General features: G+C 73.9%; 18 protein-coding genes and 1 pseudogene. 2 read left to right on the top strand and 17 right to left on the bottom strand.

Annotated features, from left to right (window positions below):
- Window positions 1-53: 53 nt before the first annotated feature.
- From uvrC to rpe, 7 genes are read right to left on the bottom strand one after another with little or no spacing between them, the layout of a single operon-like run.
- On the bottom strand, window positions 54-2,207 hold the full coding sequence (gene uvrC / locus HFP48_RS13635; protein WP_168579631.1) for an excinuclease ABC subunit UvrC: 2,154 nt from the start codon (window positions 2,205-2,207) through the stop codon (window positions 54-56).
- A 9-nt stretch (window positions 2,208-2,216) separates the two neighbouring features.
- Window positions 2,217-2,690 (bottom strand): PH domain-containing protein, encoded by a 474-nt coding sequence (locus HFP48_RS13630; RefSeq protein ID WP_168579630.1) that lies wholly within the window; start codon window positions 2,688-2,690, stop codon window positions 2,217-2,219.
- Entirely contained in the window at window positions 2,687-3,169 is a 483-nt protein-coding gene (gene ribH, locus HFP48_RS13625) for a 6,7-dimethyl-8-ribityllumazine synthase (RefSeq protein WP_006937682.1), read from the bottom strand. Before ribH ends, HFP48_RS13630 begins: the two co-directional genes overlap by 4 nt.
- Window positions 3,170-4,420, bottom strand: a complete 1,251-nt coding sequence (locus HFP48_RS13620; RefSeq protein ID WP_006937680.1) for a bifunctional 3,4-dihydroxy-2-butanone-4-phosphate synthase/GTP cyclohydrolase II — start codon at window positions 4,418-4,420, stop codon at window positions 3,170-3,172.
- Window positions 4,421-4,480: 60 nt separating this feature from the next.
- Complete coding sequence (locus tag HFP48_RS13615) at window positions 4,481-5,089, bottom strand: riboflavin synthase (protein WP_006937678.1); 609 nt, start codon at window positions 5,087-5,089, stop codon at window positions 4,481-4,483.
- A gap of 10 nt (window positions 5,090-5,099) precedes the next feature.
- Complete coding sequence (gene ribD / locus HFP48_RS13610; protein ID WP_044476036.1) at window positions 5,100-6,116, bottom strand: bifunctional diaminohydroxyphosphoribosylaminopyrimidine deaminase/5-amino-6-(5-phosphoribosylamino)uracil reductase RibD; 1,017 nt, start codon at window positions 6,114-6,116, stop codon at window positions 5,100-5,102.
- Between the two features lie 23 nt (window positions 6,117-6,139).
- The gene (rpe, locus tag HFP48_RS13605) at window positions 6,140-6,823 is read right to left on the bottom strand and encodes a ribulose-phosphate 3-epimerase (protein WP_029543611.1); all 684 of its coding nucleotides are present in this window, start codon (window positions 6,821-6,823) and stop codon (window positions 6,140-6,142) included.
- Window positions 6,824-6,996: 173 nt separating this feature from the next.
- Between rpe and ppsA the strand changes: the two genes are divergently transcribed.
- Complete coding sequence (gene ppsA, locus HFP48_RS13600) at window positions 6,997-9,276, top strand: phosphoenolpyruvate synthase (protein ID WP_168580573.1); 2,280 nt, start codon at window positions 6,997-6,999, stop codon at window positions 9,274-9,276.
- 87 nt (window positions 9,277-9,363) lie between these two features.
- Here ppsA and HFP48_RS13595 read toward each other — a convergent pair whose 3' ends face one another.
- The 3 genes from HFP48_RS13595 to fmt form a co-directional block, all read right to left on the bottom strand.
- Window positions 9,364-10,293 (bottom strand): 1-phosphofructokinase family hexose kinase, encoded by a 930-nt coding sequence (locus tag HFP48_RS13595; RefSeq protein WP_006937670.1) that lies wholly within the window; start codon window positions 10,291-10,293, stop codon window positions 9,364-9,366.
- Between the two features lie 91 nt (window positions 10,294-10,384).
- A complete protein-coding gene (locus HFP48_RS13590) occupies window positions 10,385-11,830 on the bottom strand; it encodes a transcription antitermination factor NusB (protein WP_006937668.1) in 1,446 nt (481 codons plus the stop codon).
- The gene (gene fmt, locus HFP48_RS13585; protein ID WP_006937666.1) at window positions 11,827-12,750 is read right to left on the bottom strand and encodes a methionyl-tRNA formyltransferase; all 924 of its coding nucleotides are present in this window, start codon (window positions 12,748-12,750) and stop codon (window positions 11,827-11,829) included. The genes HFP48_RS13590 and fmt overlap by 4 nt, the downstream gene beginning before the upstream one ends.
- A 290-nt stretch (window positions 12,751-13,040) precedes the next feature.
- Here fmt and HFP48_RS31590 point away from each other — a divergent pair, with 290 nt between their 5' ends.
- Entirely contained in the window at window positions 13,041-13,451 is a 411-nt protein-coding gene (locus HFP48_RS31590) for a rhodanese-like domain-containing protein (protein ID WP_230304554.1), read from the top strand.
- 37 nt (window positions 13,452-13,488) lie between these two features.
- Here HFP48_RS31590 and HFP48_RS32090 read toward each other — a convergent pair.
- From HFP48_RS32090 to gmk, 7 genes and pseudogenes are all read right to left on the bottom strand, one after another.
- Window positions 13,489-14,274, bottom strand: a pseudogene (locus HFP48_RS32090) (phosphatase PAP2 family protein); the annotation flags it as partial.
- 246 nt (window positions 14,275-14,520) lie between these two features.
- Window positions 14,521-15,498 (bottom strand): alpha/beta fold hydrolase, encoded by a 978-nt coding sequence (locus HFP48_RS13575; RefSeq protein ID WP_006937662.1) that lies wholly within the window; start codon window positions 15,496-15,498, stop codon window positions 14,521-14,523.
- A gap of 244 nt (window positions 15,499-15,742) precedes the next feature.
- The gene (locus HFP48_RS13570) at window positions 15,743-17,761 is read right to left on the bottom strand and encodes a primosomal protein N' (protein WP_168579629.1); all 2,019 of its coding nucleotides are present in this window, start codon (window positions 17,759-17,761) and stop codon (window positions 15,743-15,745) included.
- 21 nt (window positions 17,762-17,782) lie between these two features.
- Complete coding sequence (metK, locus tag HFP48_RS13565; RefSeq protein ID WP_006937654.1) at window positions 17,783-18,997, bottom strand: methionine adenosyltransferase; 1,215 nt, start codon at window positions 18,995-18,997, stop codon at window positions 17,783-17,785.
- Between the two features lie 193 nt (window positions 18,998-19,190).
- Window positions 19,191-20,474 carry a bifunctional phosphopantothenoylcysteine decarboxylase/phosphopantothenate--cysteine ligase CoaBC gene (gene coaBC, locus HFP48_RS13560; RefSeq protein WP_006937650.1) on the bottom strand — a complete coding sequence of 428 codons (1,284 nt, stop codon included), beginning with the start codon at window positions 20,472-20,474 and terminating at the stop codon, window positions 19,191-19,193.
- Window positions 20,471-20,773: a DNA-directed RNA polymerase subunit omega gene (gene rpoZ, locus HFP48_RS13555; RefSeq protein WP_003935406.1), complete on the bottom strand. Its 303-nt coding sequence runs from the start codon at window positions 20,771-20,773 to the stop codon at window positions 20,471-20,473. The genes coaBC and rpoZ overlap by 4 nt, the downstream gene beginning before the upstream one ends.
- Window positions 20,770-21,417, bottom strand: coding sequence for a guanylate kinase (gene gmk, locus HFP48_RS13550; RefSeq protein ID WP_006937649.1), 648 nt, complete (start codon window positions 21,415-21,417; stop codon window positions 20,770-20,772). Before gmk ends, rpoZ begins: the two co-directional genes overlap by 4 nt.
- Between the last annotated feature and the right edge of the window lie 56 nt (window positions 21,418-21,473).

Genomic DNA, 21,473 nt, shown 5'->3' with positions numbered 1-21,473 from the left:
GCGGTGGTCGTCCCGGGGCCGGGGCCGAGGCTGCGCCGTCTCCGCCTCGTGTGTCACAGTTCCGACTCCGTTCGTCCGCCCGACACGCCGACGGTGCCATCATCACCCACCGGCGTGTCCGGCGCAGCCTCACCCGCCGGGGCCGGCGCGGTGTCCGGGACGTCGCCGCGCAGGGCGTCGAGCACGGCGCGAGCGGTGGCGACGCCGATGCCGGGGACCGCGGTGATCTCCTCCACGGTCGCCTCCCGCAGCCGGGCCACCGACCCGAAGTGCGCGACGAGCGCGTTGCGGCGGGCCTGCCCGAGTCCGCGCACCCCGTCGAGCGCGGAAGCGGTCATGCGCCGGGACCGCTTGCTGCGGTGGTAGGTGATGGCGAAGCGGTGCGCCTCGTCCCGGACCCGCTGCAGCAGGTACAGCGATTCGCTGGTGCGGGGCAGGATGACCGGGTCCTCCTCCCCCGGCACCCAGACCTCCTCGAGCCGCTTGGCCAGTCCGATCACCGCGACGTCGGTGATGCCGAGTTCGTCGAGCACCTCCGCCGCGGCGGCGACCTGCGGGGCACCACCGTCGACGACGTACAGATTCGGCGGGTACGCGAAGCGGCGGGGCCGCCCGGTGGCCGGATCGAGCGCGGCCTCCGGGGCGAGGTCGCCGCCGTCACCGTCGCGGGCCGCGACCGGGTCACCGTCGCGGGCCGCGGCCGGGTCACCGCCGGCCGCGGCGAGGTCCCGGTTGTGCCGCAGGAACCGGCGCCGGGTCACCTCGGCGATGGAGGCGACGTCGTCGGAGCGGCCGTCGCCGGCGGCCTCGCGGATGGCGTAGTGCCGGTAGTCCGCCTTGCGGGGCAGGCCGTCCTCGAACACCACCAGCGACGCGACGACGTCGGTGCCCTGCACGTGGCTGATGTCGACACACTCGATGCGCAGCGGCGCCGAGTCCAGGTCGAGGGCCTCCTGGATGCCCTGCAGGGCGGCCGAGCGGGCGGTGAAGTCGCCGGCGCGGCGCAGCTTGTGCTGGGTCAGGGCCTCGTGCGCGTTGCGCTGCACGGTCTCGGCGAGGGCTTTCTTGTCGCCGCGCTGCGGCACCCGCAGCCGCACCGGGCCGCCGCGCAGGGTGCCGAGCCAGCGGCTCATCTCCTCCGGCTCGGGCGGCAGGGCGGGCACGAGCACCTCGCGGGGCACGGCGCTGCCCGCCGGTTCGGCGCCGGCCGCCGACAGGGCGGCCTCCTCGCCGTAGAACTGGGTGAGGAACTGCTCGACCAGCAGCGACAGTTCCGTCTCGGCGGTGCCGGAGGCACCCGCCGCGTCCTCGGGCCGGTCCACCACGTCGCCGGACTTCTCCACCACCCAGCCCCGCTGGCCGCGCACGCGGCCGCCGCGCACGTGGAACACCTGCACGGCCACCTCGAGGTCGTCGCCGGCGAAGGCGACGAGGTCGGCGTCGGTGCCGTCGCCGAGCACCACCGCCTGCTTCTCCAGGGCGCGGCGCAGCGCACCGAGGTCGTCGCGCAGCCGCGCGGCGGTCTCGAAGTCGAGGTCCTCGGCGGCGGCCTGCATGCGCTGTTCGAGGTCGCGGACCAGCTTGTCGGTGCGGCCGGCGAGGAAGTCGCAGAAGTCCTCGACGATGCGCCGGTGCCCGGCCGCGTCGACACGGCCCACGCACGGTGCCGAGCACTTGTCGATGTAGCCGAGCAGGCACGGGCGGCCGATCTGCGCGTGCCGCTTGAACACTCCGGCCGAGCAGGTGCGGGCCGGGAACACCCGCAGCAGCAGATCGAGGGTCTCGCGGATGGCCCAGGCGTGGGAGTAGGGACCGAAGTACCGCACGCCCTTGCGGCGCGGCCCGCGGTAGACGAACAGCCGTGGGTACTCCTCGTTCAACGTCACCGCGAGCATGGGGTAGGTCTTGTCGTCGCGGTAGCGGACGTTGAACCGGGGATCGAACTCCTTGATCCAGTTGTACTCGAGCTGCAGTGCCTCGACCTCGGTGCCCACGACCGTCCACTCGACGGACCCGGCGGTGGTCACCATCTGCCGGGTCCGCGGGTGCAGCGACGCGACGTCGGCGAAGTACGAGTTCAGCCGCGCCCGCAGGCTCTTGGCCTTGCCGACGTAGACGACGCGGCCGTGCGGATCGCGGAACTTGTACACCCCCGGCTCCACCGGGACGGTGCCGGGGGCAGGGCGGTAGGTCGAGGGGTCGGGCACGGGTCCAGGCTAGTCGGCCGAGCCGACACCCCCGCCGTACCGCTGTTCGAGCTCGCGGAACGCGGCCAGCGCCGCGACGGCGTGCTCCCCGTCGCGGGCCTGCACAGCGACGACGGGCACGTACTCGTCCTGCGGCAGCTCGAGCCGGGGCCACGGCTTGCCCTGGGGGAAGGTCATGCCCCGCACCTGGTCCCAGCCGAACGACTTCTCACCGAGGACGTTGCGCACCACCACGCCGGACGCCCCGGCACGCAACCGGGGCCGGGTCAGCAGCAGCACACTGCCGGAGACGACGACGCCGACGCAGACGATGGCGATCTGGTCGGCGACGCGCAGGTTCACGCCGGTGTCGCCGCCGGCGCGCAGCACGAGCGCGGCCCCGATGTGGCCGAGCATGAGCACGATCGCCGCCACGATCGCCCACCGGGACATCTTGCGGCTGCGGACCTCGAGGTCCCAGCGGGTGTCGGCGGCGGAGGTCACCGCGCGGCCCCGCGCAGCCGCCGCAGGGTCACGGCGGTGTCGAGGGCGGCAGCGCACGCCTGCCCGCCCTTGTCCTCGACGGAGCCGGGCAGTCCGGCCCGGTCGATCGCCTGCTGCTCGTCGTTCGTGGTGAGGACCCCGTTGCCGACGGGGGTGCCCTCGTCCAGCGCGATGCGGGTGAGCCCGTAGGTGACGGCGTCGCACACGTACTCGAAATGGGGGGTCCCGCCGCGGATCACGACGCCGAGGGCGACGACCGCGTCGTGGGTGCGGGCCAGCTGCTGGGCGACGACCGGCAGCTCGATCGCGCCGGCGACACGTTCGAGGGTGACGTCGGTGACGCCGGCCTGCTCGGCGACGCGCTGCGCCCCGGCAACGAGCGCCTCGGAGATCTCGGCGTGCCAGCGGCCGGCGACGATGGCCAGCCGCAGCCCGGCCGCCTCGGACAGCTGCAGCTCGGGCAGTCCTTCGCCGCTCATCTACGCGTCCCCCGCCTCGTAGTCGTCCAGGCCGATCAGGTCGTGGCCCATGCGGTCCCGCTTGGTGCGCAGGTAGGTGATGTTCTCGGAGTTCGCGCGCAGCGGCATCGCCACCCGCTCGGTGATCTGCAGCCCGTAGCCGTCGAGGCCGACCCGCTTGGCGGGGTTGTTGGTCAGCAACCGCATCGACGAGATGCCCAGGTCCACGAGAATCTGCGCGCCGATGCCGTAGTCCCGGGCGTCGGCGGGCAGGCCGAGCTGCAGGTTCGCGTCCACGGTGTCCGAGCCGGAGTCCTGCAGCTGGTAGGCCTGCAGCTTGTGCATCAGGCCGATGCCGCGGCCCTCGTGCCCGCGCATGTACAGCACCACACCGCGGCCCTCCATGGCCACCATCTCGAGTGCGGCGTCGAGCTGCGGGCCGCAGTCGCACCGCAGCGAGCCGAACACGTCGCCGGTCAGGCACTCCGAGTGCACCCGCACGAGCACGTCGGCACCCTCACCGTCCGGGCCGGGGATGTCGCCGAGCACCAGCGCGACGTGCTCGACCTCGTCGTAGACGCTCTGGTAGCCGACGGCGGTGAAGTCGCCGTGCCGGGTGGGGATGCGGGCCTCGGCGATGCGCACGACGTGCTTTTCGTGCTTGCGGCGCCAGGCGATCAGGTCGGCGATGGAGATCAGGGCGAGCTTGTGCTCGTCGGCGAAGACCCGCAGTTCCTCGGTCTGAGCCATGTGGCCCTCGTCCTTCTGCGAGACGATCTCGCAGATCACGCCGGCCGGGCGCAGGTCGGCCATGCGGGCGAGGTCGACGGCGGCCTCGGTGTGGCCGGGCCGGCGCAGCACGCCGCCCTCCTTGGCGCGCAGCGGCACCACGTGCCCGGGGCGGGTGAAGTCCTGTGCGGTGCTGTTCGGATCGGCGAGCAGCCGCATCGTGGTGGCCCGGTCCGAGGCGGAGATGCCGGTGCCGATCCCTTCCCGCGCGTCGACAGTCACGGTGTAGGCGGTGCCGTGCTTGTCCTGGTTGGTCGAGTACATGGGGGGCAGGCCGAGGCGGTCGCAGTCCTCCCCGGCCAGCGGCACGCACAGGTACCCGGAGGTGTAGCGCACCATGAACGCCACCAGTTCGGGAGTGGCCTTCTCGGCTGCGAAGATGAGGTCGCCCTCGTTCTCGCGGTCCTCGTCGTCGACCACGACGACCGCCTTGCCGGCTGCGATATCGGCGATCGCGCGCTCGATGGTGTCGAACCTCGTCACTTGCGTGGGCTCCAAAATCTCGTGTACGGACAAACTGATTGCCGAGTTCAACAGTACGACTCAGCGGCCGGCGGCCTGCAGCCGCTCCACATACTTCGCGATGACGTCGACCTCGAGGTTGACGAGCGTGCCGGGGGCGGCGCTGCCCAGGGTGGTCAGCGACAGCGTGGTCGGGATCAGGGAGATCTCGAACCACTCGTCGCCGGGCTCGCCGCCGAGCGCGGAGACGGTCAGCGAGACCCCGTCCACCGTGATCGAGCCCTTGTGCACCACGTACCGGGACACGTCGGCAGGCAACGAGATCCGCACCACGGTCCAGTTCTCCGACGGGGTGCGCGAGAGCACGGTGCCGGTGCCGTCGACGTGGCCCTGGACCAGGTGCCCGCCGAGGCGGCTGTTCAGCGCGGCGGCCCGCTCGAGGTTGACGCGGCTGCCGGGACCGAGCTGCGACAGGCTCGAACGGTCGAGGGTCTCCTTCATCACATCGGCGGTGAAGGAGTCGCCGCCCGGGACGTCGACGACGGTCAGGCACACACCGTTGACGGCGATGGAGTCGCCGTGGCCGGCGTCGGAGGTCACGACGGGTCCGCGGACGGTGAACCGCGCCGCGTCGGCCAGGTCCTCCCGCGCGACGATCTCGCCCAGTTCCTCCACGATCCCGGTGAACACAGCTCGCTCCTCACTCCCGGTCGGGGACCAGGGTCAGCAACACGTCGGCGCCGACGGTTTCGACGCGCTCCCGACGAAACCGTAGCGCCTCGGCGATCGTGCGCACGCCGGCGTCCCGCACTGCGGACGGTCCGGACCCGAGCAGCACCGGCGCGAGATAGGCCTGGATGCGGTCGACCCGGCCCGCGGCGAGGAACGCACCGGCCAGGCGCGGGCCGCCCTCGAGCAGCACGTCCACCCGGTCCGCGAGCGCGCCGAGCACCTCGTCCGGATCGTGGGTGCGCAGCACCAGGGTGGGCGCGGCATCATCGAGAACTCTTGCGGTCTTCGGGATCTCGCTCCTGCCGACGACCACGCGCAGGGGCTGGTGCGGGGCCAGCGAGCCGTCCGGCAGCCGGGCGGTCAACCACGGGTCGTCGGCGAGGACGGTGCCGGTGCCGACGACGATCGCGTCGAGCCGCGAGCGCTCGGCGTGCACGCGGGCGCGTGACTGCGGGCCGGAGATCCAGCGGCTGGTGCCGTCGGCGGCGGCGCTGCGCCCGTCCAGGCTCGCGGCGTACTTCCACGTCACGTGGGGCCGTCCCGTGCGCTGCCGGTGCAGCCAGGCACGCAGGGCTCCCGCCTCGGCGGGCTCGGCGCCGAACCCGCCGTGCACCCGCACGCCGCCGTCCCGCAGCGTCCGCGCACCCCCGGCCGCCGCCGGGTGGGGATCGGCCACCGCGTAGTAGACGGCGGCGACGCCGGCGCGCAGCAGGGCCTGCGCGCACGGACCGGTACGGCCGGTGTGATTGCACGGCTCCAGGGTCACGACGGCGGTACCGCCGCGGGCCCGCTCCCCGGCCGCCTCGAGTGCGACGACCTCGGCGTGGGGGCCGCCCGGCGGCCGGGTCGCCCCGACCCCGGCGACCTGTCCCGCCGCGTCGAGGATCACCGCGCCGACGGGCGGATTGGGGCTGGTGGTGCCGCGCACCGACTCCCCGGCGTCGAGCGCGAGGCGCAGTGCCGCCTCGAGCGGGGCACCGCTCACGGCCGCCTCGAGCGGTGCATCGCTCACGTGGCCAGGGTCAGGTGCGGGGAGGCGTGGGCGGCCCGCTCACGCAGCTTGCGCACCGCCTCGCCCGGGTCGTCGGCCCCGTACACGGCCGACCCGGCGACGAAGCAGTCCACACCGGCCTCGGCGGCCGCCTCGATGGTGTCGGCGTTGATGCCGCCGTCGATCTCGACGAGCAGGGTCAGCTCCCCGGCGTCGACGAGACGGCGGATCGCGCGGACCTTGTCGAGCACGTCGGGGATGAACGACTGGCCGCCGAAGCCGGGCTCGACGCTCATCACCAGCAGCGTGTCGAACTCCTTCAGGATCTCGAGGTAGGGCTCGAGCGGGGTGCCGGGCTTGACGCTCAGGCCGGCCTTGGCGCCGGCGGCCCGGATGTCGCGGGCGACGGCGACGGGATTCTCGGTGGCCTCGACGTGGAAGGTGACATTGTGCGCGCCCGCCTCGGCGTAGGGCGGCGCCCAGCGGCCCGGGTCCTCGATCATCAGATGACAGTCGAGCGGGATGTCGGTTGCCTTCAGCAGCGACTGCACCACCGGCAGGCCGAGGGTCAGGTTCGGCACGAAGTGCGCATCCATGACGTCGACGTGCAGCCAGTGCGCGTCCGCGACGGCGGCGGCCTCGTCGGCCAGGCGCGCGAAATCCGCGGAGAGGATGGAGGGGGCGATCATCGGGTGGGCCACGTCCACCGAGTTTAACGGTCCCGCCGGCGGGGCCCGCCGCGCGTCGCGGCGCCCGCCCGCCCGGGGACAGGTTTTCATGACTTTCGACCCCTGGTTCGACCCTCTGGGCGATGCTTGAGTGGACGGTGGCGGGCCCGGATCCGCTGGGCCCGAAGCGGCAGTGGGGAGCGACGATGGCCACGCACACGGTGTGGGTTCGACCGATCGGCGAGGTGGGCGCGGAGGATGCGCCGACCGTGGGGGGCAAGTCCGCCAACCTCGGGGAGATGACCCGGGCCGGGTTCCCCGTGCCGCCCGCCTTCGCGATCACCACCGCCGCCTATCTCGATTCGATGGCCGCCGCGGGGGTGCGCGACCGGCTGCGCGCCGAGGCCGTCCCGGCCTCCGACATCGACGACGCGACGCTGATCCGCACCTCCGCGGAACTGGCCGCGCTGGTGAACGGGGCCGCGGTGCCCGACGAGATCCGCGCCGACATCGTCGCCGCCTACGAGAAGCTGGGCGTGGACGTGCCGGTGGCGGTGCGGTCCTCCGCGCCCGCCGAGGACGCCGCGGACACCTCGTTCGCCGGGATCCACGAGTCGTACACCAACATCGCCGGCGCCGACGCGGTGGTGCGCGCCGTGCAGGCGTGCTGGGCGTCGTTGTGGTCGGAGCGGGCCCGGACCTACCGGGGCCTGCGCGGGGTGACCGACGAACCGTCCATCGCCGTCGTGGTGCAGGTGATGGTGCGCTCGGAGGCCTCGGGGGTGGCGTTCACGGCCGACCCCCGCACCGGCGAGCTCGACCGCATCGTCGTCGAGGCCGCCCTCGGCCTCGGCGAGGTCGTCGTGGGCGGCCAGGTCGAGCCGGACACCTACGTCGTCGCCAAGGACGGCTTCGCCGTGCTCGACGTGCATCTCGGGCATCAGGAGTTCCAGATCGCCTCCACCGACACCGGCGACAGCCGCGTCGCGGTCGATTCGTCGCGGCAGACGCGGGTGCTCGACGAGGAGCAGCTCGAGAAGGTCGCGCGGCTCGCCGCGGGCGTCGAGCAGCACTACGGCCGGCCGCAGGACCTCGAGTTCGCGTTCGCCGAGGGCGAGCTGTGGATCGTGCAGACCCGCCCGATCACCACCCTGGGTATGCCCGGGGCCGCCGCGGCGTCCGGCAACGGGCAGGCGACACCGCTGCTGACCGGGCTCGGCGCCGGCCCCGGCCGGGCGACCGGACGGGTCCGGGTGCTGCAGGAACTGGTCGACGGCAAGCGCCTGACCGAGGGGGAGATCCTCGTGGCCCCGATGACGCGGCCCGACTGGCTGCCGATCCTGCGCCGCGCCGGGGGCATCGTCACCGACGGTGGCGGCATCACCTGTCACGCCGCGATCGTCGGCCGCGAACTCGGCAAGCCCGTCGTCGTCGGCGCCCGCACCGCGACGCAGGACCTGCGGGACGGCCAGGTGATCACGGTGGACGGCGATGCCGGCGTCGTGTTCGACGGGGAGGTCCGCGCCGACCGGCCGACCGCGGCGCAGACCGCCGCCCCGGCGGCCGCGGCCCCCTCCCCGACCGTCACCGCGACGGCCGTGTACGTCAATCTCGCCACCCCCGACGCCGCGCAGGCCGTCGCCGCCACCGACGTCGACGGGGTGGGGCTGCTGCGGGCGGAGTTCATGATCACCGAGGCGCTCGCCGGGGAGCATCCCGCCTACATGATCGCGCAGGGCCGGCGCGAGGAGTACGTGTCGAAGATGGCCGAGGGCGTCGCGCGGATCGCGGCGGCCTTCGCCCCGCGGCCGGTGGTGTACCGCGCAATCGACCTGCGCAGCAACGAGTTCGCGAACCTGAAGGGGGGCGAGGTGGAGCCGGACGAGGAGAACCCGATGATCGGGTACCGCGGCTGCTTCCGCTACGTGCGCGATCCCGAGCTGTTCTCGCTCGACCTCGACGTCCTGCACCGCGTGCGCGCGCAGCACCCCAACGTGCACCTGATGATCCCGTTCGTGCGCACCCGGTGGGAGCTGAGGGAGTGCCTGGCCCAGCTCGACGCGCATCCGCTCGGCACGGATCGCCGGATGCTGCGCTGGATCATGGCCGAGGTGCCGTCGGTGGTGTACTGGCTGCCCGAGTACGCGAAGCTCGGCATCCACGGCGTGTCGATCGGCAGCAACGACCTGACCCAGCTCGTGCTCGGCGTCGACCGCGACTCCGAGGTGTGCAAGGACCTGTTCGACACGCTCGACCCGGCGGTGCTGGACGCAATCGACCACATCATCGAGCGGGCGTCGGCGGCCGGCCTGACCACGTCGCTGTGCGGGCAGGCCGTCTCCACCAGCACGGAACTGGCCGAGCATCTCGTGCGCCGGGGCATCACGTCGGTCTCGGTGACGCCGGACGCGGCGGCGCAGACCCGGCGCACGGTGGCGCAGGCCGAGCAACGGATCGTCCTGGACCGCGCACGGCACGAGCACTGACCGCGTCGTGCGCTCCGAGCGAGCGGACCATGCCGTCGGCCGCTCGGGACCGCCCTGACGGGGGGAACGATCCGGTCGCTCGGGGCGTCACCGCTGCCGCGCGAGGACGTCGAACCGCTCGACGTCGTCGCGGCGGCAGACCTGGCTGCCCGGCGTGAGCAGGGCCGCCGAGCCCGCCGCGATGCCGAGCGCCAGGGCGTCGCGCAGCGAGCGGCCCCGCAGCAGGCCCACGACCAGCCCGGCGACCATGCTGTCGCCGGCGCCCACGGCGCTGCGCACGGGCACGTCCAGGGCCTTCAGCCGGGCGGTGGTGTCGGCGGAGACGAGCAGCGCCCCCTCCGGCCCGAGGGACACCACCACGACCTCGGCGACGCCGGCGTCGACGAGTTCGTGGGCGGCCGCGGCCTGTTCGTGCGGGGTGCGCAGTTCCCGGCCCACCCATTCGCGCAGCTCCCGCAGGCTCGGCTTGACCAGGTGCACGCCCGACTTGATGCGGCGCAGTGCGTCCCCCGACGAGTCGAGGACGAAGCGCGCACCGGCGTCGGTGGCGGCGTCGGCCACGCGCTGGACGAACTCGCCCGGCACGCCCGGCGGAAGGCTGCCGCTGGCGACGACGTACCGTGCGCCGGTGGCGGTCTCGACGAGCAGGTCCAGGCACCGTTCCTGGTCCTCCACGCTCAGCTCCGGGCCGGGCAGCACGAACCGGTACTCGTGGCCGGTGCTGCGTTCGATCGCCGTGAACGACTCGCGGGTCATGCCGTCGATGTCGATGCGCCGGCTGTCGACACCCCCGGCGGCCAGCAGCGCCGAGAGCGTATCCCCGGTCGGACCGCCGGCCGGATACACCGCCCCGGCCGACACGCCGAGCACCCCGGCGACCTTCGCGACGTTGATCCCGCCTCCCCCGGCCTCGAGCCGCGGCGCCTCGCAGCGCAGTTTGCTGGTGGGCCGCACCTCGGCGGTGTAGGTGGTCACGTCGAGCGCCGGGTTCATGGTCAGGGTGACGATGTCGGGCACGACGTGCCTCCTGCAGGGAGCGGCCGGGTTGCGTCCGACCGTATCCGAGCGCGGACCGATTCTTCCGGCGTTCGCGCCACAGGCTCGCGGATCAGCCCGCCGGTGTGCGCAGCGCGGCCATGAACATCGCGTCGGTGCCGTGCCGGTGCGGCCACAGTTGCACGGACGGGCCGTCGCCGAGACGCGGCACGCCGGGCACGAGCTCGCGCGTGTCGAGCTGCTCGACCTGGTGCCGACGGACGGCGTCGGCGACGACGGCGAGGGTCTCGGAGGTGTGTGGGGAGCACGTCGCGTACAGCACCACGCCGCCGGGCCGCAGCAGGCCGATCGCCGAGGCGAGGAGCTGTTTCTGCAGCCGCACCAGCTCGGCGACGTCGCCGGGGCTGCGACGCCACCGCGATTCGGGCCGGCGCCGCAGGGCGCCCAGCCCGGTGCACGGCGCGTCGACGAGGATGCGGTCGTAGCCGGACCCGAGGCCGGGATCGCGACCGTCGGCGACGTGCACCGTGACCGGGAGGCCGCGGGTGGCCTTGCGGATCAGCTCGGCGCGGTGCTCGACCGGCTCGACGGCGTCGACGGTGAAGCCGTCGATGTCCGCGAGCGCGCCGAGCAGGGCGGCCTTGCCGCCGGGACCGGCGCACAGGTCCAGCCACCGGCCGTGGTCGGGTCCGTCGAGCGGGGCGAGCGTGAGCGCCCGCGCCACCAGCTGGCTGCCCTCGTCCTGCACGCCGGCCATGCCCTCGCGCACGGGGTCGAGCTTGCCGGGGTCGCCGCCGCCGTCGAGATGCACGGCGTAGGGCGACCAGGGGCCGATCTCCCCGCCGGTGGCCAGCGCGAGCTCCTCCGCGGTGATCACGCCCGGACGAGCCACCAGGTGCACCACCGGCCGGGCGTCGTCCGCCGCGAGCACCTCCTCGAGCTCCCCGGCGTCGGGACCGAGCGCGACCGCGAAGGCCTTCGCGATCCACTCCGGATGCGCATACCGGAATGCCAGGTGTCCCACGGGGTCACGAGCCGGGTCGGGGGCGAGCTCGACGATCCACTGTTCCTCGGGCTTCTCCGCGACGCGCCGCAGCACCGCATTGACGAATCCGGACTTGCCGTGGCCGAATTCGCTGCGGACGATGTCGACGCTCGTCGCGACGGCCGCGTGCGGGGCGATGCGGGTGCGCAGCAGCTGGTACGTGCCCAGCCGCAGGGTGTCCAGCAGCGCCCCGTCGATCTCGGTGACGGGCCGGTTGGCGCACGCGGCGATCACGGCGTCGAGCAGACCCTGGGCGCGGGCGGCGCCGTACGTCAGCTCGGTGGCCAGGGCGGCGTCGCGACCGTCGAGACGCCGCTCCCGCAGCAGCGCCGGCAGCACCAGGTTGGCGTAGGCGTCGCGCTCCCGGACCGCGCGCAGCACGTCGCGGGCGGCGAGACGGGCCTGGTCGAGGCCGGCCTCCGCGGGGGACGGCCGGCGGGCCTGCCGAGGCTTGTTGTTGCGGTCGCCGGGTCCGCGGCGCGAGCGGCGGGCGGGGCGTCGGGACTCGGTCACTGGGCGCGTACCTCCGGGTCGAGCCGGGCGCCGCGAACCCAGTCCGCGGCCGCCATCGTCTTCTTGCCGGGCGGCTGGACCTGCCCGAGCCGCACGGCGGTGCTGCCGGTGCCGACGAGGACACCGTCCTTGCGGGCCAGGATCTGCCCGGGCGCGAGGGTCTCCTCGGTGCCGGTCACGGGTCCGAGCTTGACGCGCAGGTCGCCGATCATCGTCCAGGCACCGGGTGCGGGCGTGACCGAACGGATGTGGCGGTCCACGAGGTGTGCGGGCCGGTCCCAGCTCACGCGGGCCGACTCGACCGTGACCTTGGGGGCGTGCGAGACGCCGTCCGTGGGCTGCGGCACGGCCGTGAGCACCCCGTCCTCGAGACCGTCGAGAGTCGATTCGAGGAGCGCGGCACCGGAATCGGCGAGCCGGGCGAGCAGATCCCCCGCCGTGTCGGCGGGCCGGATCGTCTCGGTGACCACCCCGTAGACCGGGCCGGTGTCCAGGCCCTCCTCGAGCCGGAACGTGCTCGCGCCGGTCACCTCGTCCCCCGCGGCGAGCGCGGCCTGCACGGGCGCGGCGCCGCGCCACGCGGGCAGCAGCGAGAAGTGCAGATTCACCCAGCCGAACTTCGGGATGTCGAGCACCGGTTGCGGGATGAGCGCGCCGTAGGCGACGACCGGGCAGCAGTCGGGGGCGAGTTCGGTCAGCCGGGCCACGAAGTCGGGGTCGCGCGGCCGCTCCGGGGTGAGGACCTCGATGCCGTGGTCGTCGGCGAGCCGCCCCACGGCCGAGCGGACGACACGCCGCCCGCGGCCGGCGGTGGTGTCGGGCCGGGTCACCACCGCGACCACCTCGTGGCGCGGCGAGTCGAGCAGGCGGCGCAGCGATGGTACGGCCGGTTCGGGGGTCCCGGCGAACACCAGCCGCACGTCAGCGGCCCGTCCGCGCGCGAGGAGCGAGGCCCCGGCCCCGGGAGGCGGACTGCGCTGGGCCGACCGAACTGTTCACGAATGCTGCTCCCGGATCTCGACGACGAATGGTGCCCTCAGTCTAGGGACCGGGCCTGCGGGCGGTGACAGCCGTCCGCGAACCCGAGGGGTCGGGCCGGACGTGACGAATCCCGGCAACCGCCGTGCAGCGTCGATAGGCTGAGCCGATGGCAGAGACGCGAGAACGGATGGCACGGTCCCCCCGTGTGCGCTCGGCGGACCCCGCGGGCGTGCCCTGGCCGGCGGCGCAGGAGCAGGACGTGGTCCTGGTGGACACCACGTGGGGCGAGCTGCAGCCGCTGCAGTGCGCGCCCGGGGTGGTGACCGTCGGTGAGCTGGAACTGACGGAGCTGGTCGCGAACGGAGCCGTGCTCGTCGACACCCGTGTCCCGGACTCGCGCAAGGGCAGGTCCATTCCGGGCGCGGTCAACCTGCCGCACGGCCGGATCACGGAGCTGCGGGACCGGCTCGATCCGTCCCGGGTGTCGATCCTGTTCTGCAACGGCCCGCAGTGCCCGCAGTCCCCGATGGCGATCCGGGAGCTGCTCGAGGCGGGATATCCGGCGTCCTCGCTGGCGTACTACCGCGGTGGCCTGCACGACTGGGTGACGTTGGCGATGCCGCTCGAGCAGGTGGACTGATCTGCGGGGCGAGCCGCGCTCCGCGGCGCGCCTCCCAGGCCCGGGCGGCCAGCGCGGCGAAACCGACGTAGCCCCAGCCGAGCAGCACGTCGACCACGTAGTGTTCGCCGCCGTAGACGAGCGTGAAGGCCATGGCGAGCGGGAACGCCACCAGCAGCGCCCGCATCCAGCCGCGCCGCGCTATCGGCCACAGGGCGACCGCCACGAGCAGCGCGAACGCCGAGTGCAGCGACGGCAGCGCGGCGACCGGGTTGCCCTGCGCCTCCAGCCATCGGGTGCCGACGTCGATCGGCACCACCCCGAAACCGAAGCCGGTGACCCGCCCGACGCCGTCCGGCAGCACGCCCACCTCGGAGGCGTACCACGGTGGGGCCGCCGGCACGAGGATGTAGGTGATCAGTCCGAAGTACGACAGGAGCAGCACCCGTCGCATGTACCCGGCCCAGCGTGACCGCGAGTACAGGTACAGCAGGGCCGCGAGCAACCACGGCACGAGAAAATGGCTGGTGTAGACGACGGCGGTGATCATGGTCCAGCCGGGCCGCTCCCCGTCCGCGCCGAGCAGGCGTTCCTGCAGCCACACCGTCGGGACCGTGCCGCCGAACAGCCAGCTCTCCACGGCGACCGGTTCGTGTACCCGCACGGGCAGGCCGAGTTCGTCGGCGATGCCGCGGGTGTGGTCGTAGACCACGAGCGCCGCGACCAGGGGCAGCCAGTCGACGACGACGCGCACGTGCCCGCGCCACGGCCGGTCGATCGCGAAGGCGATCAGCCCGGCGACGATCCAGGCCGCCTGGTACACCCGGTCGGCGGGGATGCCCATCGTGACGACGGTGCCGATCAGCGCAGCGAGGTACACGCACCGCGCGGCCACCCGGAGGTACTGGCGCGGCGACACCAGCTGCGGCGCCCGCATCACCGCGAGAGCGCGTCCCGGAAGCGAGGGGGGGTTCACCGCTACCTCCCTTCGGCGCGCTGTCCCGGGCGCCGGTGACCGTCGTCCGCAGGGGCTCGTGCCGCCCGCATACCCATGATCGGGGCACCGGGCACGCCCCGGGGGCGGATCGGGTCAGGAGTTGCTCTCGATGATCAGTTCGGGGATGCCCGTGCCGAGCGGCACCGGGACGCACTCGCCGAGGGCGTACCGCTCAGGGGCGAGCGCGTGCCGGATCACGGTGAGCGAGAACGGGTCGTACACCATGTTGAAGTGCCCGGTCTGATCCGGTGGGCACAGGTCCTGGATCATCAGGTTGACCGCCCCGGGTCCGCGCAGCGCCACGTTGGTGGACGGCTGGATGACCTCGTCGACGCGGGATCCGATGGTGGTGTAGCGGACGCCGGGAACGGTGTCGACCGGGGTGTTGAGTTCGGTGAGCAGTTCCGAACCCTGCAGTTGCTGCGCGAGGGCCACCGAGAAGAAGTCCTCGACCGCGTCGGTGGCGCCGGGAGCGGCCACGGCCGCGGTGCCGAGCCCGTAGAAGGTGCCACCGTAGCTCGGCGAGGCCACGCCCACCCAGCGGTCCACGACGGCCGATCCGCCGAGGCGGTTGACGTAGTACCGCGCGACGGTGGCGCCCTGCGAGTAGCCGAGGAGATCGACCTTGTCGGCGCCGGTGTCGGCGCGCACACGCTCGACGAACCCGCCGAGCTGCGCGGCGCTGACCCGGATGTCCCCGGTGCCGTAGTCGTCGGCACCGTCGGCCTTTCCGTAGTCGAGAGCGAAGACGCACCAGCCGGCGTCGGCGAGCATCGGGGCGACCGCGGCCCAGTCCGAGTAGGAGTTGGAGTCGGTGCCGTGGGCGAGGACCACCGGCCGCGGATGGTCCGGGGCGGGCACGCACCCGAAGTCGTTCGACCGCGCCGGCGCCGCCCCGGGGTGGTCTTCGGCGTAGCCGGCGGCCTGGGCATGCGTGGTGGCGACGGGGCCCGGGGTGACGGGCACGAACGCTGTCGATCCCGAGGGCGCGGCGCCCGCGCCGGTGACGGACACGGCGGCCACGGCCGCCGCACCGGCCAGCGCTGCAACGATCCTGCGTGTGCCGTTCACGGCCCCTCCCTTCCGGTCCGCCCGTGCCGGTCCGCACCGTCCGCCACTGGTTCGGTTCACCAGGATCGACCCTGCCCCTGTGATTTATCGTGACACAGTCGCCCTCTCGCGGCATGCCGTCTTTCTGCAGGTGGCGGGCGGTTCTGCCGTCCTGTCGCACGGCAGGGTCCTCGCCCTCTCGGGGCACCCGGCCGGGCGGGACACAGCCGGCGCGCACCGTCCCGGCCGGGAGAGACGACGGCCGTCACCCGATGCGCAGCGGATCGATCTGCACCCGCAGCGCGCCCTCACCACGGCGGGCACTGCGGGCGGCCTGCGCCTCGCGCAACGCCCGGCCGAGGGCGAGGCCCCGACCGCGCGGCACCCGGATCACCATGCGCTGCACCTCGTCCGGCTCGGGATCGTCGGCCCCGAACGGTAACCGCTCCCCCGGCGGCAACGGCACCGGACCGAGCACCTCCGCCTCCGGCGGCAGCGTCGCGGCGGCCAGCAGGTCGGCGACCGCGGCCGCGGTGCCGTCGACCGCGGCCATGTGCACCGCGGGCGGGAAACCGACCTCGGCGCGCTCGGCGAGCTGGGACTGCGCGTGCCCGATCGGGTCCCACCGCACCAGCGCCTGCACGGTGGGAATGCCGGAGTCGGCCACGACGACGACCTGGCCGCCGTCGGCGAAGGGCCGCACCAGCGACGACGCGGTGAGCCAGCGGCGCATCGTCTCCTCGGCGGCCCGCAGGTCCGCGCGGCCGAGCAGCGCCCACCCGTCGAGCAGCAGCGCCGCGCCGTACCCGCCGGCGGTGACGGGCTCGGCACCCACGGTGGCGACGACGAGCGCAGGCCCCTCCGGGGCGGTGGCCTTGACCTCCGCCCCGCCGGAGGTGACCACTGGGACACCGGGAAAGGCCCGGCCGAGTTCCTCCGCGGTGCGCCCGGCGCCGACCACGACGGCGCGCAGCGCGCGGGCGCCGCACGCGTGGCAACGATGGGTGGCGTCGGTGATGCCGCACCACCGGCAGGCGGGCGTCGCGGCGCCGTCCGGGCCGGCCGCCTGCGGCAACGCGAGCGGGCCGTTGCAGTGCCGGCAGCGGGCCGGGGTCCGGCACTTGGCGCACGCCAGCGCGGGCACGTAGCCGCGGCGTGGCACCTGCACCAGCACCCCCCGGTCGGCCTTCAGGGCGGCGCGGGCGGCGGCGAACGCGATGGCCGGCAGGCGGGCGGCGCGGGCGGCGGGATCGCGTGCGAGCGCCTGGTCGCTGTCGGCGAGCGCAGTGATCTTCGGAGCGCAGGCCCGGACGACGTCGCGGGGCGCGGCGAGGTCGTGGGCCCACCCGGCGTCGACGAGGGCCTGGGTCTCGGCGGTGCGGGCGTGCCCGGCCAGGACGACGGCGGCGCCGGCGGCGTGGGCCCGCAGCAGCGCCACCTCCCGCGCGTGCGGGTACGGCGCGCGCGGCTCGGAGTGCAGGTCGTCGCCGTCGTCCCACACCACGATCAGCCCGACGGCCGGGGTGGGGGCGAACACCGCGGCCCGGGTCCCGACGACGATGCGGGCGGTGCCGCGCAACGCGGCGAGCCAGCGCCGGTAGCGCACGGCCGGACCGAGCCCTGCGGCGAGCCCGACGACGCAGTCGGCGCCGGCGAGGTCGGTGCAGGCCGCCACGGCCCGGTCGAGGTCGCGCTGATCGGGTACCACGAGCACCGCGGCGTGCCCGGTGGCGGCGACCGACGCGGCGAGTTCGGCCAGGCGGCGGGGCCAGTCCTCCCCCGGCAGCGCCTGCCAGGCCGCGCGGGGGGTGCGGCCGGCGGCGAGGGCGTCGAGGAAGTTCTCGCCGTGCCGGTACCGGGCCCAGGCGGCCCGGTCGACCTCCGGCGCGGCGGGCGGTGCGGCGGGCGGCGGGTCCTCCGCCTCGACCCGCGCGTGCCGCGGCGGCACCGCCAGCCGCAGCACGTCGGCGCGGGTGCCGGCGTAGCGGGCGGCGACCGCGTCGGCGAGGGCGGCGATCTCCGGGGTCAGCACGACCTCCGGGGAGACGATCCGGTCGAGCCAGCCGAGCCGGCCGGTGTGCTCGCTGCTCGGGGCCCGGGCCAGCAGGAAGCCGTCGACGAGCCGGCCGGCGAACCGGACGCGCACCCGCACGCCCACCCGCGCCTCGGCATCGAGCTCACGCGGGATCAGATAGTCGAACTCGCGGTCGAGATGCGGCAGCGGCAGCAGCGGCAGGATCCGCGCCACCGGATCCGTCTCGGCGGCGGTCCTGTCGGTGGCCACCCGGACCCCTGACGGGGCGGGCTACAGACCGGCGGCGGCGCGCAGCTTCTCGGCCCGGTCGGTGTTCTCCCACGGCAGGTCGATGTCGGTGCGGCCGAAGTGCCCGTACGCGGCGGTCTGCGCGTAGATCGGACGCAGCAGGTCCAGGTCCCGGATGATCGCGCCGGGCCGCAGGTCGAACACCTCGGTGATCGCCTGCTGGATCCGCGCCGGGTCGGTCTTCTCGGTGCCGAAGGTCTCGACGAACAGCCCCACCGGGGCGGCCTTGCCGATCGCGTACGCCACCTGCACCTCGAGCCGGCCGGCCAGGCCCGCTGCCACGGCGGTCTTGGCCACCCAGCGCATCGCGTAGGCCGCCGAGCGGTCCACCTTCGACGGGTCCTTGCCCGAGAACGCGCCGCCACCGTGACGGGCCATGCCGCCGTAGGTGTCGACGATGATCTTGCGGCCGGTCAGGCCCGCATCGCCCATCGGGCCGCCGAGCACGAACGACCCGGACGGGTTCACCAGCAGCCGCACCTCGGCGGTGTCGAGCCCGGCCAGGCTCGGATCCGCCAGCACCGCCTCGACGACGTGGGTGCGCAGATCCGGGGTGAGCAGGTTGTTCAGGTCGATGTCCGCCGCGTGCTGGGTGGAGATCACCACCGTGTCCAGCCGCACCGGCCGGTCACCGTCGTACTCGATGGTGACCTGGGTCTTGCCGTCCGGCCGCAGGTACGGCAGCACCCCGGTCTTGCGGACCTCGGTGAGCCGGCGCGAGAGCCGGTGCGCCAGCGCGATGGGCAGCGGCATCAGTTCCGGGGTGTCCGAGCAGGCGTAGCCGAACATCAGGCCCTGGTCGCCGGCGCCCTGCAGCGCCACCTCGTCGTCGGTGAGCACCCCGGAACGCGCCTCGTGCGAGACGTCGACGCCGCCGGCGATCTCCGGGGACTGCGCGCCGATGGCGATGTTCACCCCGCAGGAGTTGCCGTCGAAACCCTTCGAGGACGAGTCGTACCCGATCTCGAGGACCCGGTCGCGCACGATCTTCGGGATGTCCGCGTAGGCCGAGGTGGTGACCTCGCCGACCACGTGCACCTGCCCCGTGGTCACGAGGGTCTCGACCGCGACACGGGCGCGAGGGTCTTCGGTGAGCAGCGCGTCGAGGACGGAGTCGCTGATCGCGTCACAGATCTTGTCCGGGTGCCCCTCCGTCACGGACTCACTGGTGAAAAGCCGACCGCCGGTCTTGCTCACGGAACTCCCTCTCGACTGGTTGTGTCTAGCTCGAACGAACGAACTGATGTCAACGATATGGGCGACGCTACTGTTCCGGTCGCGCCGGCGCGAGACTTTCGCTCACGGGCGCGCCGCCCCGGGGGTCACGGGCGCGCCGCCCCGGGGTTCACGGGCGCGCCGCCCCAAGGTTCACGGGCGCGCCGCCCCGGGTTCACGGACGTTCCGGCGCCAGCAGCGGCCGCAGTGCGTCGAGGACACGGCTGGCCATCAGCGCCTTGGAGCCGTGCGCGAGGGCGGTCTCGGAACCGTCCGCGGCCAGCAACCAGCCGTCGTTGTGGTCGACCTCGAACGCCTTCCCATCGCCGACGGCGTTCACGACCAGCAGGTCGCAGCCCTTGCGGGCCAGCTTGGCGCGGGCGTGGGTGAGGACGTCGCCCTCGGCGTCGCCCGTTTCGGCGGCGAAGCCGACGATGACGGTGCTCGCCGGCAGCGTGCCCTCGGTGCGGGCGGTCACCAGCCCGGCGAGGATGTCCTCGTTCTTGGTCAGCGCGATCGCGTCCGGCTCACCCCGGCCCTTCTTGATCTTGCTGGTGGCGAAGGTGGTGGGCCGGAAGTCGGCGACGGCCGCGGACATGACGACCGCATCGGCGCCGGCGGCGTGCTTGGTGACCGCGGCCTGCATCTGGGCGGCGGTCTGCACCCGCACCACGTCCACCGCGGCGGGGTCGGCCAGGCCGGCCACGGCCCCGGCGACGAGGGTGACGTCGGCGCCGCGCTGGGCGGCCAGCCGGGCGAGGGCGTAGCCCTGCTTGCCGGAGCTGCGGTTGCCGAGGAACCGGACCGGGTCCAGCGGTTCGCGGGTGCCGCCGGCGGAGACGACGATGCGCCGGCCGGTCAGGTCCCGCGGCAACGCGTCGGGCCGTTCGAGCAGCAGCGACGCCAGGCCGAAGATCTCGTCGGGCTCGGGCAGCCGGCCGGCGCCGGTGTCGTGCCCGGTGAGCCGGCCGGAGGCGGGCTCGACGACGACGACGCCGCGACGGCGCAGGGTGGCGACGTTGTCCACCGTCGCGGGGTGTTCCCACATCTCGGTGTGCATCGCCGGCGCGAACACGACCGGGCACCGCGCGGTGAGCAGCGTGGCGGTGAGCAGGTCGTCGGCGCGGCCGTGGGCGGCGCGGGCCATCAGGTCGGCGGTGGCGGGGGCGACGACGACGAGGTCGGCCTCCTGCCCGAGCCGCACGTGCGGCACCTGCGGCACGTCGGCGAACACGCCGGTGTGCACGGGGTTGCCGGACAGGGCCTCGAAAGTGGCGCGGCCGACGAACTCGAGCGCCGAGTCCGTCGGGATGACCCGTACGTGGTGTCCGCTCTCGGTGAAGGCGCGGATCAGCGCACAGGCCTTGTACGCGGCGATGCCGCCGCCGACGCCGATGACGACGCGGCGGCGCTGCCCGAATTCCGAGTGGTCCGCGGTGCCCGCGGCGCGCTGGCTCACTCGCCTTCGGCGTGCTCGAGCAGGTCTGCGTGGATCTCCCGCAGCGCGATCGACAGCGGCTTCTCCTGCAGGCCCGGCTCGACGAGCGGGCCGACGTACTCGAGAATGCCGTCGCCGAGCTGGTTGTAGTAGTCGTTGATCTGCCGGGCGCGCTTGGCCGCGTAGATCACCAGCGCGTACTTCGAGGAGGTGCGCTCGAGCAGCTCGTCGATGGGCGGGTTGGTGATGCCCAGCGGGGTGTCGTAGGCCGGCAGGTCGTGCCCGGCGGTGTCGGACACGGCTGCTTGGGTGCTGCTCACTCGGTATTCTCCTGTGTCGTTCCGGAGCTCTGGCGGGGTCCGGGGTTCGGGGTCGAGGCCGGGGATGTGGTGATCGGCCGCGGACGGTCGGCGGGATCGTCGCGGGGACCGACCAACAAGGATACCAATTCGTCGCACGCGCGGTCGACGTCCTCGTTCACGATCACCGTGTCGAACTCGTCGCGCGCGTCGAGTTCGGTCCGGGCGGTCTCGAGCCGGCGGCGGACGACCTCGTCCGATTCGGTGCCACGGCCGGTGAGTCGGGCGACCAGCACATCCCAGCTCGGCGGCGCCAGGAAGGCCAGCACGGCCTCCGGCATGGCGGCGCGCACGGACCGGGCGCCGGTGAGGTCCACCTCGACGAGCACGGGGCGTCCCGAGGCGAGCGCGTCCCGCACGGGCCCCGCGGGAGTGCCCGAGCGTTGCAGACCGCCGTGGATCTCGGCCCACTCGAGCAGGTCCCCGGACTCGATCATCCGATCGAAGTCGTCGCGGCTGACGAAGTGGTAGTCCACCCCGTTCACCTCGCCGGGCCGGGGATCGCGGGTGGTGGCCGACACGCTGAACAGCAGGTCGGGCACCCGGCTGCGGAGCCGGCGGACAACGGTCGACTTCCCGACGGCGGAGGGGCCGGCCAGCACCACCAGCCGGCCCCTCCGCGTCGTGGAACCGCTGTCCGACACGGTGTGTGCGTCAGCTA

Origin of the sequence: Rhodococcus sp. DMU1 (genome assembly GCF_012272955.1) — a bacterium.
GTDB classification, from domain to species: domain Bacteria; phylum Actinomycetota; class Actinomycetes; order Mycobacteriales; family Mycobacteriaceae; genus Rhodococcus; species Rhodococcus aetherivorans.
This window is presented reverse-complemented; position numbering and strand designations above follow the sequence as displayed.